Annotated in this window: 14 protein-coding genes; 5 read left to right on the top strand and 9 right to left on the bottom strand. The window is 50.6% G+C overall.

What is annotated here, in order from left to right; translation table 11 throughout:
- The first annotated feature begins 11 nt into the window (after positions 1–11).
- Complete coding sequence (locus tag QWY30_RS10060) at positions 12–1,637, top strand: MFS transporter (protein WP_290240637.1); 1,626 nt, start codon at positions 12–14, stop codon at positions 1,635–1,637.
- On the opposite strand, the gene QWY30_RS10065 is transcribed toward QWY30_RS10060, so the two are convergent.
- Entirely contained in the window at positions 1,634–2,527 is an 894-nt protein-coding gene (locus tag QWY30_RS10065) for a DUF6279 family lipoprotein (protein ID WP_290240638.1), read from the bottom strand. The two genes, QWY30_RS10060 and QWY30_RS10065, sit on opposite strands and share 4 nt — an antisense overlap.
- Before the next feature lie 101 nt (positions 2,528–2,628).
- Between QWY30_RS10065 and QWY30_RS10070 the strand changes: the two genes are divergently transcribed.
- Both QWY30_RS10070 and QWY30_RS10075 read left to right on the top strand, forming a co-directional pair.
- Positions 2,629–3,537, top strand: a complete 909-nt coding sequence (locus tag QWY30_RS10070) for a histone deacetylase family protein (protein WP_290240639.1) — start codon at positions 2,629–2,631, stop codon at positions 3,535–3,537.
- 114 nt (positions 3,538–3,651) lie between these two features.
- Positions 3,652–4,152 carry a cupin domain-containing protein gene (locus QWY30_RS10075; RefSeq protein ID WP_290240640.1) on the top strand — a complete coding sequence of 167 codons (501 nt, stop codon included), beginning with the start codon at positions 3,652–3,654 and terminating at the stop codon, positions 4,150–4,152.
- A gap of 138 nt (positions 4,153–4,290) precedes the next feature.
- On the opposite strand, the gene QWY30_RS10080 is transcribed toward QWY30_RS10075, so the two are convergent.
- The 5 genes from QWY30_RS10080 to QWY30_RS10100 form a co-directional block, all read right to left on the bottom strand.
- A complete protein-coding gene (locus QWY30_RS10080) occupies positions 4,291–5,244 on the bottom strand; it encodes a TAXI family TRAP transporter solute-binding subunit (protein ID WP_290240641.1) in 954 nt (317 codons plus the stop codon).
- A 241-nt stretch (positions 5,245–5,485) separates the two neighbouring features.
- Positions 5,486–6,682: a voltage-gated potassium channel protein gene (kch, locus tag QWY30_RS10085; RefSeq protein WP_290240642.1), complete on the bottom strand. Its 1,197-nt coding sequence runs from the start codon at positions 6,680–6,682 to the stop codon at positions 5,486–5,488.
- 35 nt (positions 6,683–6,717) lie between these two features.
- Positions 6,718–7,725 (bottom strand): extracellular solute-binding protein, encoded by a 1,008-nt coding sequence (locus QWY30_RS10090; RefSeq protein ID WP_290240643.1) that lies wholly within the window; start codon positions 7,723–7,725, stop codon positions 6,718–6,720.
- 15 nt (positions 7,726–7,740) lie between these two features.
- Positions 7,741–9,408, bottom strand: a complete 1,668-nt coding sequence (locus tag QWY30_RS10095) for an ABC transporter permease (protein ID WP_290240645.1) — start codon at positions 9,406–9,408, stop codon at positions 7,741–7,743.
- 10 nt (positions 9,409–9,418) lie between these two features.
- Positions 9,419–10,510 carry an ABC transporter ATP-binding protein gene (locus QWY30_RS10100; protein WP_290240648.1) on the bottom strand — a complete coding sequence of 364 codons (1,092 nt, stop codon included), beginning with the start codon at positions 10,508–10,510 and terminating at the stop codon, positions 9,419–9,421.
- Between the two features lie 120 nt (positions 10,511–10,630).
- Here QWY30_RS10100 and QWY30_RS10105 point away from each other — a divergent pair, with 120 nt between their 5' ends.
- Positions 10,631–11,746, top strand: coding sequence for a DSD1 family PLP-dependent enzyme (locus tag QWY30_RS10105; protein ID WP_290240650.1), 1,116 nt, complete (start codon positions 10,631–10,633; stop codon positions 11,744–11,746).
- 82 nt (positions 11,747–11,828) lie between these two features.
- The gene (locus tag QWY30_RS10110; protein ID WP_290240652.1) at positions 11,829–12,785 is read left to right on the top strand and encodes a Bug family tripartite tricarboxylate transporter substrate binding protein; all 957 of its coding nucleotides are present in this window, start codon (positions 11,829–11,831) and stop codon (positions 12,783–12,785) included.
- A gap of 68 nt (positions 12,786–12,853) precedes the next feature.
- Here QWY30_RS10110 and QWY30_RS10115 read toward each other — a convergent pair whose 3' ends face one another.
- The 3 genes from QWY30_RS10115 to QWY30_RS10125 form a co-directional block, all read right to left on the bottom strand.
- Entirely contained in the window at positions 12,854–14,359 is a 1,506-nt protein-coding gene (locus QWY30_RS10115) for a tripartite tricarboxylate transporter permease (RefSeq protein ID WP_290240654.1), read from the bottom strand.
- Complete coding sequence (locus QWY30_RS10120; RefSeq protein WP_290240655.1) at positions 14,356–14,799, bottom strand: tripartite tricarboxylate transporter TctB family protein; 444 nt, start codon at positions 14,797–14,799, stop codon at positions 14,356–14,358. The genes QWY30_RS10115 and QWY30_RS10120 overlap by 4 nt, the downstream gene beginning before the upstream one ends.
- A 72-nt stretch (positions 14,800–14,871) precedes the next feature.
- Entirely contained in the window at positions 14,872–15,840 is a 969-nt protein-coding gene (locus QWY30_RS10125) for a Bug family tripartite tricarboxylate transporter substrate binding protein (protein ID WP_435433391.1), read from the bottom strand.
- Between the last annotated feature and the right edge of the window lie 204 nt (positions 15,841–16,044).

Raw genomic sequence — 16,044 nt, forward strand, 5'->3', positions numbered from 1 at the left:
AGGATTGAACAATGGCCCAGATCATTTGGCGCTGGATAGATCGCAATATCCTTGAGCTTGGCCGTGAAGTGCGTTTGTCTTATTTGCCGCCGCTCATGGTTTATATGGCTGCCGGCATTTCCAGTCTGACCGGCATTGTGGGTACCTTTTTCGTCAAGGATTACCTCAATCTCTCTGTTGCCTTTTTAGCTGCATTGAGTTTCTGGGTGGTCATTCCCTGGTCGCTCAAAATGGTGCTCGGACACTTGATTGATTTGCTCTGGCGATGGAAAAGGGCATTATTGTTTCTCGGTGCTTTACTGATCGCGGCGAGTTTGCTGATCATGATCGGGCTGATTGGTGACCGCGAATCCATGGCAGCGGTGATGTCCGTGGAGAGTTGGTATGTGCTGAGTGCCTTGCTTTCTCCTGTAGGGTATGTATTGCAAGATGCTGTGGCCGATGCGATGACTGTAGAGGCTGTCCCCCGTGTGGAGGACGATGGACAGTTGATCGATCCTGAACGCAGAAAGCTGATGCACACGACCATGCAGACGCTTGGGCGGGTGGCAATTATTGGAGGTTCGGTATTTGTTGCGGTTATTAACCTGTATGTTTTTGCAGGTGTCCAGCAACTTGATGAGGCACAGAAGGTAGAAAAATATCTTCAGGTTTATCTTGTGTCGATGGCGATTCCCTTGATCTCTGTACTCGGTGTCGTATTGGCCGCCGTCTTGCAAGCGCGCGCGCAAAAAAAATTGCTAGCAAGGGGCATGACAAAAGAACAGGCTCATGCGCTCCTGACCGGTGATATCGAACCAACCAAACCTAATTGGGTGATTCTGGGGGGCAGTCTGGTTTTTGTCGCATTCACGATGACGATGGGACTGACTCAGATGCCCTACGGGCAGGAAATCATTTTTGTTGGATCAATGGGGATTGTCACCTTTCTGATCTCCAGGCTGACGCGTGACTTGGATCCTCAGATGCGGTCCACGCTTGTGGGTACTGCGATTGTTATTTTTGTGTTTCGCGCGATACCAAGTCCTGGCCCTGGTGTGACGTGGTGGATGATTGACGAGCTCAAATTCGACCAGCATTTTTTCTCGATCCTCTCCCTGATTGCCAGTACCTTGTCCTTGCTCGGCATGTTTATTTTTCGACGCTTTATGGCCGAGCGTTCGATTGCTTATGTCGTGGGTACGCTGACTATATTTGGCACCTTGCTTTCTTTGCCTACGATCGGCATGTTTTATGGTTTGCATCATTGGACCAGCGCGATGACGGGCGGTATCGTGGACGCAAGATTTATCGCCCTGGTGGATGCGGCGCTGGAGTCTCCCCTCGGTCAAGTGGCGATGATTCCGATGCTGGCGTGGATCGCGCGTTCGGCCCCTGAAAATCTCAAGGCAACGTATTTTGCTGTGATGGCTTCGTTTACCAATCTTGCGCTGTCGCTCAGTCAGCTTGGCACAAAGTATTTGAATCAGATTTTCACCGTGACCCGGGAGGTACGCAATCCAGCCTCGGGCGTAGTCGAAGTCGCGGCCAACTATACAAGTTTGGGATCGATTCTGGCGGCGTCTATTTTGATTGGTTTGACTTTGCCGTTTCTGGCGATTCTTTTTGTGAAGCTCACGCGCTTTAGAACAGCTTAATTTTGAGCGAGTTTCTTCGGGGTCAGGGCTGCAAAATCTTGCGCATAACCCCGCAGTTTCTTTTGAAGAAATTTCTTTTGCTCGGCAGAGGCAATATTCAGAATCTCGGCGGTTGCCTGAGCCCATTCCATGCGCAAGTCATCGCGCTGCTGGTTGAGATTCGGTTCACGGTATGTATTCAGGCTCGTGAGGTATTCTGTAAGAGCCTGTTGCGCGTGTGCAGGTGACCCTGAGCGCTGTGTCTCCAGAAGTGTCAACAAGGCTTGCTGGCGCAATTTGCGTTCTGCATACCAGGCGGTAATAGTGGGCGCCCTGCGATCTGAAACAGAAATCAGAATGTTTCTTTGTTGCGTGTCCAACGACCCCAGCCACTCTTCGAAACGTTTTGTAATGCGCGCATGACGCTTTTTGATGCTCGCTGGGCTATCGGAATTTTTCAAATAGTCAGAAAAATATTCATCGTTACTATCTTTAAATTTTGATTGCAGCTGCTTGAGCTGTTGCGGTCCCAGTGTCACCAGAAGAGGACCGAGTTGCGTCGCCGCGCGTGCCCCGACGGTTTGCAGCTGGTTCTCGATTGTTTCTTGTATGGAGAGGATTTCTTTACCCGTGAAAGGTTCAGGTTTGGAGAGCCTGTTGGCCCATTGATTGAGTTCCGCGGTGTAAAGGGGGAGTGTGCGTTCATGCCATGCAGCAAAGCTCGCCAGTTCCTGATCAAGCAGTGCTTGCTGTTTCTCATCCAGATTCAGATAAGAATTCATGCGATAAGCGATTAGCCCGGGGGCGTAGTTATAGGCAAGTTGCAGTGAACTGCATCCAGTCAGGACTAACGCAACGATAGCAACTGCGCCCGATTTCAGGAGACGCATCAGGGAATTGGAGACGCGCATGAGTGTTGCCGGCTAGTATCGTGAAAAATCAGTACAGTAGTTCTTTATTTTGCCACTGATTAGTTGTATTGATTGAAATGACAAGGTTCGGAGAAGGTCATATGGACGCGTTTTATGCGGATCATTTTGTTTTGCCGCTGCCAGAGGGCCATCGTTTCCCGATATCTAAGTATCGCTTACTGCGCGATGGCGTGGCTGGAGCACCCGGACTCAACTTGCTTGAGGCGCCAGCTGCCACAGATACCCAGTTACTGTTGGCTCACGACCCCGTTTATGTTCAAAAAGTGATCACGGGAACGCTTGAGCCCAAAGAACAGCGAGAAATAGGTTTTCCCTGGACACCCGGCATGGTTGAGCGTTCGCGTCGTTCCGTAGGCGCGACAATTGCCGCTTGTCAGTCGGCTGTGCGAGACGGGATTGCGGTCAATCTTGCGGGCGGCACACATCATGCGTATCGGGATAAGGGAAGTGGTTTTTGTGTGTTCAACGACGCTGCGGTCGCGGCGCGAGTGATGCAGAGACAGTCTGCGCATGGGTTCAACGTAGCCATCATCGATCTAGATGTGCATCAAGGAAATGGTACTGCAGCAATTTTCAAAAATGATGCCAGCGTTTTTACGCTCTCATTGCATGGCGACAAGAATTTTCCTTTTAGAAAAGAGCCGAGTGATTTGGATGTTCCTTTGGCGGATGGCGTATCGGATGAAGCGTATTTAGAAGCTTTGGACGCAGCACTTGAACAATTAAACAAGGTTTTTACGCCTGATTTGTTGATCTATCTCGCCGGAGCGGATCCGCACGAGGGTGATCGCCTGGGACGTCTCAAGCTGACCCATGCTGGAATGCTCAAGAGGGATCAGCGTGTGTTTGAGTATTCGAGAGCGTTGAGTGTCCCGCTTGCCATTTCGATGGCGGGTGGTTATGGCCATGATATCGAGACAACAGTAGCCGTTCATCGTCAAACCGTGCTTGAGGCGCTTAGTTTCAGTCAATCACTCACTTTTATTTAGAGACCCGCAGGATCTTGATCCCGATCAAAATGGATGAACGCTCATCAAGGTTAGAATCGAAGTACAGCCCGCGAATAAGCGGCCAGTGATTAACGAATTGGAGGACGACTCATCATGGCTCACACACTTCAGCAATTTGCCCGTCAATGTCACGACCTGTTGAAAGCTCAACCTGGTCCAGCCGGGCGTCAAAAGGTTGCGGATCTTTTGAAAGAAGTTTTAGTGGACAAGCAGTTTGTCGAAGCCAATCTCGGGCCGAATGTTGGCGAGAGAGAAGTCATTTACGAAGATCCCGAATTGGGCTTTTGTATTGTTGCCCATAACTACCAAGGCGCAAAAAGCTCAACACCGCACGATCACGCCCACTCTTGGGCGATTTATGGCCAGGCGCGCGGAGAGACAGAGATGCGTGACTACGCCCTGATTGAGGCTGCCGCAGGAGACAAGCCTGGCAAGGTTCGTCAGACTAAAACATACAAGCTCACACCAGGTGTGGCACATGTTTATAACGAAGGTGATTTGCATGCCCCGGAACGCGTTGCTTCGACAAGTCTGATCCGTATCGAGGGTACGAACATGTCGAAAGTAAAACGTGCAGCGTACGAGGTTGTTTAGAGGTACTTTAAGGGTACTTTAAAGTCCTGCGCTTGAACACAACAAGGAAGGCACTCCGAGTCTTTAATATAGACATTCGGAGTGCGCTTCGCGATAATCAGAAATCAAAACACGAAGCAAGCTGTTTACGTTGCTCCGTTACATTGCTCCGACTTCTTTGAAGTACTTGGCCGCACCAGGATGCATGGGGATACCTGCATCTGCCGCCATCATTTTAGGTGTTAATTCACCGATCGCCTTGTTTACGGCAGCCATAGCGGGAATATTTTCAGCCATAGTCTTGACCATTTTATAGACTACATCTTCAGGCATATCGCAACGAACGATTAAATGAGTTTGATAGCCAATGACAGGTACGTCCTTGTCTTGCTTGGGATAGGTTCCAGCTTTGATGATGAGCTTGCTATAGCCTCCATTCATCTTACGCATGCCTTCCATTGTCTTGTCATCAACGGGCACTAACTTGATATCGCGTCCACTGGCCAGATCCATCACGGCCGATGCAGGTGCAGTGGTGCCAAGAGTAAAGACATCGACGTGACCGTCTTTCATCATCGAAACCGCATCCGTGTAGCTAGCCTGGAAGTTCATGCGAGCCAAGCCGCTGTAGTCAAAACCGTTAAGCTTGAGAACAGCTGCGGTGATGGCCTCCGCCGTATTGCCCTTTGACTGGGCGACCAGACGCTTACCCTTTATGTCGGCGTAAGAGTTGATATTAGATGACGCAGTTGCGACCACTTGAAAGTATTGAGGATAGATGTTGGCCATTTGGCAAACATTGGTCGATTTTTGCTTGAATGGGGGGACACCCATCGCACCATCCACAGCACTGCTTGAGTTGGAGAAACCGACCTGCGCTTTACCTTGTTCCACACCAATGACGTTGGCGACGCCCGCACCGGGTTGCGCTGTAATTTGAAGTCCAGGGATCGCCTTTTCCCACATGCCCTTTAGCGCACCACCGAGCGGCACCCAGACGCCACCTTGGGGGCCGGTCATCAGGGTGACTTGCTGAGCGGAAGCTGGTGTAGTAGCCAGCAGGGCTGTACCAAGCGCGACTGCTGAAAGTGCGAATTTTGTGGTTTGTTTCATGACATCTCCAAATAATTTTTATGCGTGTGTCACAACTGATATTGGATCAATGTGACTGATACCAAGCGTATGGGTCGGACGATCTGTGAAAGACCAGACCATTTTGCGATTCTATAGAACAGAGCACTAAAAGTGAATGAGTCAAAACACATCTCTTTATAGGGTGACATACAGAGAAATGACAAGTGCGATCATAAATAACTAGGGTTTACCATGCATCAAAAGACGCTTAAGGAGGATCTCAGGTCAAATTTTCAGTTTTTTGGCTTTTATTAAAGAACAATTGAGAGATGAGATTTCCATCAATCACCTCACCTGCCAACGTACGTGTCAGAATTTCGCTTCCAAGTAGTTGAGGTGAAAAGATGATGTCAGGGCGGACGCGTTGAATTTTCGACAGATGGGCGGATTCGTTTACAACCGAGACAGTTTTGACGGTACTGTTGCCGACAAGTTCCTTGGCCGCTAAAACAATAAAAGCATTTTCTGCGTCGTCTTCCTTAAGCGCCAAGATGTATTGCGCATCCGGCAGACCCGCTTCCTTGAGTACGTCAAGCATGGTTGGATCGCCGATCAGAACATCCGTATGAGGGGGATACTGGTGGGTGATGTTGGGTTGAACAATTGCGGTGACGTGATGTCCGCGATCCAGCAGGCCAGCGACGACATTCATGGCAAGCGGCGTGGCGCCGCAAATGATGATGTGGTTTTTTCTCATGGAAATAACAGCCCTTTTCTGAATAAATTTTCTGAGGCTCCCGCCAATGACTGGACCTGCCAATGCGCTGATGGCCGTTGCAAAAACAGTGATGCCGAAAATGACGATGGATACGACGAATAAGCGCGCTGTTGGCTCGATAGGCAAAATATCGCCATAGCCGACAGTTGCCATCGTGATGACAGAAAAGTAAAACGCCGAAGTGAGATCTTCGATGGGCGGTTTGAACTGATCGCCCAGATATAACGTCCCGAACACGGAATAGAACAATAACCAGCTGACACTGACGATGGTGTACATGCTGCTTGCCGCAAAACTTGAACGACCAAAAACTTGCCAGTTATGGATCAGCAGGACAAACAGTACAACGCTAAAAATAATGATGCCAAAATGACCCTGTGAAGTGTAGACATCAATGATGAGCGCGAAGATCAACAGGATCAATGACATGAGCCAGGCGATTCGGGCGCGCCACAGCAGCCCGATCGACATGATCATCATGCCAAGACCCAGTGCGAGCCTTGGCAATTCGATCAGTCCTATCGTGTCAATCAGGTCTTGCCAGTTTTCATTCAGAAGCCATCCGTGGTGTTCGGAGGCCATGATGCGTGAGACAAGTGGCCAAATGAAAATCCATGCGTCCAGAAAAATAAGGAGTCCCAGCCATAAATTGGCCGGGAAAATTCCTTGGATGATTTGAGAACGATTTTTTTTCAGCACTTGAGTACCAATAAAAGTCTTGAGACTAAATTGATCTATTTTCCTGCGCTTTTCAAGGCCTCTTTCCACAAGTCAATCACAACCTTGTAGTCGGCGGCGGCTTTGGCTGGGTCAGTACCCACCACTTTGATGTTGCTCAGGTTCGGTAGTTTGGTCAGTTTAGCGACATCGATATCGGAGCGCGTTGGGCGGCGGAAATTTTGTACGAGTTCAGCCTCTTGTACTTCTTTAGACAGTAAGACATCGTAAAGTTGTTGCGCAGCAGCTGCACCGTTTTTTGGGTTTTTGATGATGGCGACGGCTTCAGGTGCGATAAAGGCGCCTTCTTGAGGGTAGACAAGCTCGATCTCTTTCTGACCACCCGCTACGTATGAATAGGCTGCGTATTCCATTGTGATACCAATCGGATATTCGCCGTTTGCAACGCCTTTATAGACTTGAGCTGAGCTTTTGGAGATCACTACATTGGCTGCAAGTTTCTTGAGACCCTCTGCGCCAAACAGTTGATAAACGCCGTAGACTTGGTCGTAGGCACTGCCCGAAGTAACTGGATCGCCAATGATGATTTTATTTTTCCAAACGGGGGAAAAGAGATCTGCCCAGCTTTTAGGCGCCGTTGCGCCCTTGAGCTGCTTATTGTTGACCATGATGATCATGACATGGGCGTTGGAGCCTACCCATAAATTGTCAGGGCCTTTGAATTGAGGTGCGATGTCTTTAGCTTGTGCGGATTCGTAAGGTTGAAAGTTTTGACGAAAGGCGGCCATCGTGCCAAAACCAGCACCCCAAACGACATCACCCAGAGGATTTTTGGCCTCAGCCTCGATACGCTTCATCAGTGCCCCGGTGCCGGAGGTGACTTTCTGAATGTTGAGCGTAGGCGTGGTCTTTTTTGCCACATCCGTGGCGGTATCGATCACTTGTACATTGTTTGAGGTGTACATCACCGCGTTATTGGCGGATACAGTCGCGGTCATTGTTAAAAGAGCGAATGCACCGAGTGTCGAGGGTAAGATGCGACGAATAAAGGTCGTATGTGTCATGTAAGGACTCCTGATTTAAGGATTGTGACTGGAGAACAGGTCAAGTTTTAAAAAGCGGATCGCTAAATAGACGGGTATTAAGATCACAGTCATCAAAATGACCCCATAGGCAGAGGCGCGGGCAAGATAACCCGAATCGATCTGTCGATACATTTCAATTGGCATCGTTTCCATACCGCCAAAATACAAAACAATGGTAGCTGATATTTCTGATAACGATGTAACCCACATCAGGATGGCAGCCGCCAGAATGGCGGGTTTCATAATGGGCAAAATGACTTTGAAAAAACTTTTGATGGGTGGCACCCCAAGATTGATCGATGCTTCCTCGATCGAGTCTGGGATGCTGTAGAGCGAGGCGGAAGCCGAGCGGATGGAAAAGGGGACTTTGCGGACAAAGTAGGCGGCTGCCATGATCGCCCATGTCCCCGTGAGAATAATCACGCCACTGTTATAAGTTTGAATCAGGGCAATACCCAGTACTGTCCCGGAGATCGCTAGTGGCAACATGACGACATAATCCAGAATGGATACGAGCCACATTCTTTTTTTGACAATCAGGTAACTCACGATCGTGGCGAAGCAGGTACCGATCAGTGTTGCAATGCTTGCAAGTGACAGAGAATTAAAAATGGGACCTGGGGCTTGTCGCAGGGCACGATCCATGTTTTCAAGTGTGAAGGTTCCATATTGCATGACTGGACCACTTGCTTTGGTGAACGCTCCAATCAAAACAATGATGGCGGGAATGAGAGACAAGGCAACAAAAAGCAGCACCATGACTGTTAAGAGCCCTGCGGCAAAGCCTTTGGCCCGTATGGGCTTAGGCGCTCGTCCCTGCTGCATTTGATAGGTTTTCCGCTCCACAATGGTCTTTTGTAAAAAGAGCACCAGACCAACTAGCAGGATAGACAGCACGGCAAGTACGCTTTGCATCGTGGGATCCGAACCCATTTCTGAAAGAAAGGTCGTGTAAGTCAGGGATGACAATACATCGACTGAACCTCCTAAAATCATCGGTATCGAAAAGTTATCAACAGCCAGAGTAAAGACCACCATGGCATTGATCAACAGCGCAGGCGCCAGCACGGGCAAAGTGACAGTCAGTGTGCGTCTAAGCCCGCTTGCACCCAAATTGGTGGCAGCCTCTTCGATTGTGCCATCAATCGCTTTGAGGGCGGCAAGCATGCCAATATAGGCGTAGGTGTAGTCATTCAGAATCAGTGTATAGGTCATGCCAAACCAGCCATAAAAGCTGGGTAGTTCTATCCCAACAAACTCCAGCGCTCGACGCGCCAAACCGTTGTTGCCCAGCAGCATCAGCCAGGCTTGTGAAACGACAATATCTGGTAATACGATGGTCGCAAGTGGCAGAAGCGCGACTATTGATTTCCCTGGGAAATCAAAACGGGTGACAACATAGGCGAGCGGTGCGCCGATGAGCATGCACCCAAGCGTTGCACTCACACCAAGTCGTAAGGTGTTGAAAAAAGCATCAACGTAGCGTGGATTATCCAGAAAAGCTTGAAAGCCGGCCAAACTGAAGTCGCCAGTTTTGATATCCACCACGCTGAAATAAAAAAGTGAGAGCAGTGGCCATACGACAAAAAATGTCAGTACGCCCAGGCATAGGAGTGCAGGCAGGAACCAGGGTGATATGCTTTTTTTAAAAAAGAGGTTCATGTGTGTCGACCTATACCAGAACGAGTCGACATTCAGGAGAGAAGTTCAGAAATACAGCCTCTCCAGCTTGTTTGCGCGGATCGTCAGCCGCAGCAACGTCCGCCATCAGCGTGTTGCCATCCACAAGCTTCACGCAGTAAGTGACTTTGAATCCCAGGTAACGTCTGAATACGACATGCGCAGGCACGGAATGGGTGCTTGTTTTCGAGGCGGTCTGAATGTGAATGTGTTCAGCCCGCACCGCGAGTTGATACGTTGCTTGCAAAGACTTGGCCGATGCTTGCGCATGTGCGGTGATTGTCGGATCGCTATCAATCAACACGACGCCTCCAGCAATCGCAACTTCAGTTTGTGTGCCGCGTGAAGTCCAATCAGTGATGGGAATCAAGTTTGCGCCACCTATAAAGTCCGCTGCATAGGCTGTAAGCGGACGCGAGTATAGGCCTTCGGGTGTGTCGAGCTGATCAATTCTCCCACTGCGTAACAGCGCGATCCGGTCTGACATGGAAAGTGCCTCTTCCTGGTCATGCGTCACGAAAATCGTTGTGATTTTGGCCTCTTGCTGGAGCTCACGGATGACATCGCGCATTTGAATGCGTAATTTCGCATCCAGATTTGAGAGGGGCTCGTCCATCAACAGGATTCTGGGTTCGATCACCAGTGCTCGGGCCAGCGCGACACGCTGACGCTGACCGCCTGACAGTTCTCCGGGGTAGCGTTTTTTGAGATGAGCGAGTTCGACGCGCTGCAAAATACGATCGACTTTCGTGTCAATAAGTTGACTTGAAAATTTTCTTACACGTAAACCGTAGGCAACGTTATCAAAGACAGTTTTATCAGGAAACAAGGCATAGTCTTGAAACACCATGCCTGTTTCTCTTTTGTGCGCGGCAAGGTGGGTGACGTCTTTTTCCCCGATATGAACCTGACCTGCATCAGGGATGATAAAGCCCGCAATCATGCGCAGCAATGTCGTTTTGCCGCAGCCACTCGGACCCAGAAGTGTGAAAAACTCACCATGCGCCACCGCGAGAGAAAGCTGATCAATGATGGTGACATCGCCATATTTTTTGACGACGTTGCTGAGTTTAATTTCTGCCATGTGTGCCGAAGAATAAAAAAATTTGAGCCTCAGGTGACTCGAGACGATTTTCCCTGAGATCTTAATGGTAGCCTATTCGTTTTACGTACGACCTCTCATTGAACATAACGAGAAATAGACATGTCACCTTGGAAAGCCGCGCATCCCGGAGATGCTTTTGAAGATATCGATACGCCCGCCCTGGTTCTGGACCTTGATGCGTTCGAGCGCAATCTTGCTCGCATGACACAGGCGCTCGCTGGCAGCAAAATGCGCCTGCGACCGCATGCGAAAAGCCATAAGTGTCCGGATATTGCACTGCGGCAGATCCAGCAGGGTGCGATCGGGATTTGTTGCCAAAAGGTCAGCGAAGCCGCCCGATTTGTCGAGGCGGGGGTCAAGGATGTCCTGATCACCAATCAAATCGTCGGCGCCAGAAAAGTGGCTCACGCGATGGATCTCGCCGCGCGGGCGACAATCGGTGTGTTGGTCGATCACCCGAGTCAGGTTGCGCAGTTCGACCATGCTAGTCAGGAACGCAAAACGACGATTGATGTCTACATTGAGGTCGATGTGGGGATGGGGCGCTGCGGCGTGAGCTCAGTCCAGGAGGTCACCGACTTGGCGCAGCAAATCACTGCTGCGCCTTATCTGCGTTTCATGGGTCTGCAGTGTTATCACGGGAGTGCACAGCACTATCGCGAGCCCGAGCAGCGTCAGGCTGCGATCCGTCAGGCCAGCGATATTGCCGTGACGATGCGTCATGCCCTCGAAAAGCTCGGGATCAAGGTCGAAAGGATCACTGGAGCTGGAACAGGCTCAGTGGCTTTGGAGCGAGACTCTGGTGTGTTCAATGAAGTGCAATCCGGTTCTTATGTTTTTATGGATGCGGATTACGCAAAAAATCATCAAGGTCCGCAAGACGTCCAGTTCGAACACGCGCTATTTGTGAAAACTGGCGTGATGAGTCGACCAACCGCCGATCGCGCGGTGGTGGACGCGGGTCTCAAAGCTTCAAGCGTGGACTCAGGGCTGCCGGTCGTTTGGAAAAAGCCAGGAGTTCATTACACCAAAGCGAGCGATGAGCATGGCGTATTGCAAACTGAGCAAGCCAATGACCCGGCGCTTGGAGATTTTGTTTTGCTGATCCCGGGACATTGCGATCCAACGGTCAATTTGTATGACGAATTGATTTGTTATCGAGCGGGTAAGGTTGAAGCGGTCTGGCCCATCACCGCACGCGGTGCCGCACTTTAAAGTGAGTATTTAAAACAATATCCAGGAGACAAATGTGTATATAAATAAGACTGTAGTGCGTTTTGCAGGGATGAGAATGGTCATGGCTGCGTCGACAATGATTGTGCTCGGCGCGTCCCAAATTTCAATGGCCCAAAATGCCGCCGCCTATCCCCAGGAACCCGTCAAATTCATCGTGCCTTATCCCGCGGGAGGTGTGAGCGATGTATCTAGTCGTGCGATTGCTTCGGCCCTGGGCAACAAGATTGGCGCCAATATGGTGATCGAGAATAAGGCGGGTGCCGCCTCGACTGTCGCCAGTACGTATGTTGCAGGTCAAAAACCTAACGGATATACGCTCTATGCTGCGCCGGTCTCCATCGTCATTAATCCCGCTTTGCAAGGAGCCGTAAGCTACAAGCCGTATGAGAGTTTTACGCCGATTTCAATGATGATGACGGCACCGTTTGTCTTGCAAACGAATAAAGATTTGCCAGTCAATAACGCCAAAGAATTAGTTGAACTGATCAAGAAGAATCCCGATAAATACGCGATTGGTACCTCTGGAGTGGGATCGATCAATCACCTTGCGGCTGAGTACTTTATCAAGCAGTTCGGTTTGAAAATGGTCGTGGCACATTACAAAGGGGGTATGCCCGCTGCACAGGACATGATTGGCGGACAGGTGCAGATGATGTTCTCGGCCGCAAGCGAGGCCATGCCTTTTATCAGTAGTGGCAAGACCCGAGGTTTGGCTGTGACCTCCATGGAGCGTATGTCGACGCTTCCTGACTTGCCGACTATGAACGAAGCTTTGGGTACCAAAGATTTTGAAGCGACATTCTGGCTGGCATTGGTGTCACCTGCTGTTCTGGACCCAGCGTTGCAAGCGAAATTGTCGAGTGCGATGCAGTCATTGAGTCAGGATGATGAGTTACGCAAGCGTTTGGGTCAGCTTGGCATCGAGCTGAATACTTCAGCCCCCGAAGTCGTCACGGCGAATCTCAAGCGTGACGAGGTGAAGTGGACGACCCTGATTAAAGAACTGAATTTGAAATAAAGAGATCAAAAAAAACTGCGCATCATGCGCAGTTTTTTATTCATGATAGTTTTGAATTCAAGTTCAATTTATTTCGTGGTTTTAAATCGTCTGTACAGACTCGGTGCAACGATGACCACGACTGCCGCGATCCAGAGTCCGATGCTGATTGGGCTCTGGAACAAAATGCCAAGTTCCCCATTGGTAATGGAGAGTGCTCGGCGTAAATTCTGCTCCATCATTTCGCCTAGCACGACCCCTAGAACCAGCGGCGGCATGGGAAGTCCCATTTTGCGCAAAATATAGCCGATCACACCGATTGCCACGACCAGACCCAGATCAAAGGTCGCCGAGTGCAACGCGAAAACACCCACAAAGCTGATCGTCAAAATGCCGGGGACGAGCAGCCACGGCGGTACTTTCAGCATCGAAGCAAACACACGAACCATTGGGATATTCATGAACAACAACATGAGGTTTGCGACGAACAGGGAAGCGATCAAACCCCAGACGAGTTGTGGTTGCTGGTCGAACAATACGGGTCCAGGCGTGATGTTGTAGAGTGAAAGCGCGCCCATCATCACGGCTGTCGTGCCTGAGCCAGGCACACCGAGTGTCAGCATGGGAATGAACGATCCTGTTGCCGCGCTGTTGTTCGCGGCCTCTGGAGCAGCCAGCCCTCGCAAATCGCCGCGTCCGAATTTTGCGTCGGGATCCCTGTTTTCATAATGCTTCTTTTCATAGGCGTATGTCACCGCCGATGCGACGCTTGCCCCTGCTCCAGGCAAAACACCGATAAAGAAACCCATGACTGAGGCTCTCAACGTACTCCACCAGGTAAACACTAGTTCTTTGAAATTGAACATTTTGCGTGTGCTCGGCGGCACATCGATCGAGACACCCGTTAAAGAGTTTTCAAGCATTTGGAGCATTTCGGCAACAGCAAACAAGCCTATCACCACCACGACGAACGCAATGCCATCCGATAAATTGGGGTGATCAAAGGTGTAACGGTAAACCCCGGAGTTGGCGTCCACACCGACTGTTGAAATCGCTAGCCCAATCATTGCGGCCAGCACACCTTTGACAGGTTGATCGCCTAGCAGGCTTGTCAGTGCGCAAAAGGCAAAAACCATTAGCACAAAATATTCGGCCGGACCGAAGGCAAGTGCCCAGTTCGCCAGTACTGGCGCGAAGAATACAATTCCAATCACACCGATCAATGAGCCTACAAAAGAAGACCAGGCTGAGATTGAGAGCGCGACGTTGGCCAGACCTTGACGGGCAAGTGGGTAACCATCGAGCGTCGTCATCACCGCGGCGGCCTCGCCAGGCACATTCAGCAAAATCGAAGTGATCCGGCCGCCATATTCGGCGCCCACATAAACCGCAGCGAGCAAAATCAGAGATGTTTCTGGTGGAAGGTTCATCGCAAAAGCGATCGGGATGAGCATCGCTACGCCATTGATGGGCCCTAGACCCGGCAAGACGCCGACGATCGTCCCGAAAAACGAGCCAATTGCCGCGACCAAAAGATTGAGCGGGGTAAATGCAACACCAAAACCGATACCGAGCTGTTCAAAAATGCCGCTCATAAAAATGCTCCCAGAACACCTGCAGGAAGAACGACATCCAATAATTTGTCGAAAATCACAAAAAACAAAATACCCATTCCAGCGCCACCGATCAGTGCTTTGATCCAGGTGCCGCCAAACAAACGTGCGACCAGCGTTGTCATCAGCGCGGTTGAAATAATGAAACCCAGCAGCTGGAATGTCGCGGCATACGCACTGAGTATCGCGATCATCAGCCAGATTCGGGCGTTTGCCGCGCGACTGTTGGGCTCGACACGGTGACCACCCTTGATCACGAGGATGAGTCCGCACAATGCAATGATTGCCGAGATCCCAAGCGGGAAAGCGCGTGGACCGATTGGCTCGTAAGAGAAGGCCGCCTCAAGGCTGTGTCCGTACCACGCTAGAAAAGCGGCGAGTGCCAGCGCCAGCGCGCCCAGTTTTCGATCATCAAGAGCCATCTTGCACCTCAATTTCTTCAAATAAAAAAGCGCTGAACAGACCTTGTGGTCTGTCCAGCGCATGGACTTCATTTACTTCTTAATTAGACCAAAGGTGTCTGCAAGCTCGGCATACTCTTTGACTTGTTGCTTGACATAGCGGTCAAGCTCGGCACCCGTCATATCGAAAGGAAACAGACCTTGCTGCTCGCGCAGCTTGGCGTACTCGGGGGAAGCCATCGTCTTTTTGAAGGCGTCCACCCACCAGTCGTAGTCTTTATCGGAAACTTTAGGTCCGAGATAAAAGCCACGGATGATCGGCCAGTTGATTTTGTAGCCTTGTTCAGTCGCTGTCGGAATATCGGCGAGTTTGCCTGGCAAACGCTTGTCATGATAAATGGCCAAGACGCGAAGGGGAGCGCCGCTGTCCAGCAATGTTGCGGCCTCGGCTGCATCGCCCATCATGACTTGAATATGACCACCACGCAACGCTGTTGCGGTTTCACCGCCGCCTTCAAAGGCGACAAAGCGCATTTTCTTGTAGTCGACGCCAGCGGCTTTTGCGGTCAAAGCGGCTTTCATCCAGTCCTGGCTGCCCACGGAGCCGCCTGCACCGAACACAACCTTGGTCGGATCCTGCTGAAGAGCCGTCATGACACTCTTGAGATCTTTGAAAGGAGAATCATTGCGCACGATGATCACACCAAAATCGGCACCAATCGCGGCAAGCCAGCGCACATCATTGACGTTGTATTTGCCAAACTTACCTTGCGCGAGGTTCAGCAAGGAGCCACCAGAATAGGCCACAATCGTGCCGCCTTCGGCAGGGCGCTGCGTGACAATGGTGTTGTAAGCGACCGCACCGATACCGCCGGGCATGTAGGAAATGCGCAGAGGGTCCTTGAGCACTTGAGAGTCTTTCAGGGCCGCTTGGGCGAGTCTGCAAGTCAGGTCAAAACCGCCGCCTGGTTTGGCGGGCGCAATACATTCTGGTTTAGCTGGTTGGGCGACTGCGCTGAAAGAAGTCACAGAAAGCGCAGCAGTCAGGGCAAGAGCGCCCATTGATGCCATAGTTTTCATTAGCACGAAGGCCTCCGATTGAAGATGTCTGGACGCCTATTATCTCGCAAGTGTTGACGCTTATGGAAACGGATCCCTAGTGACTTTCCCTTGTTGCGGTGCACCAAATTCTTGATCAAAAAGGGTTTATCCCGGGAGTTGAGGTCGGTCTCTCCTATACTAAGAGCACCCTTAACCGTTTTCAGG

Source organism: Zwartia panacis, assembly GCF_030410395.1.
In the GTDB taxonomy this organism is placed as follows: Bacteria; Pseudomonadota; Gammaproteobacteria; order Burkholderiales; family Burkholderiaceae_B; genus Zwartia; species Zwartia panacis.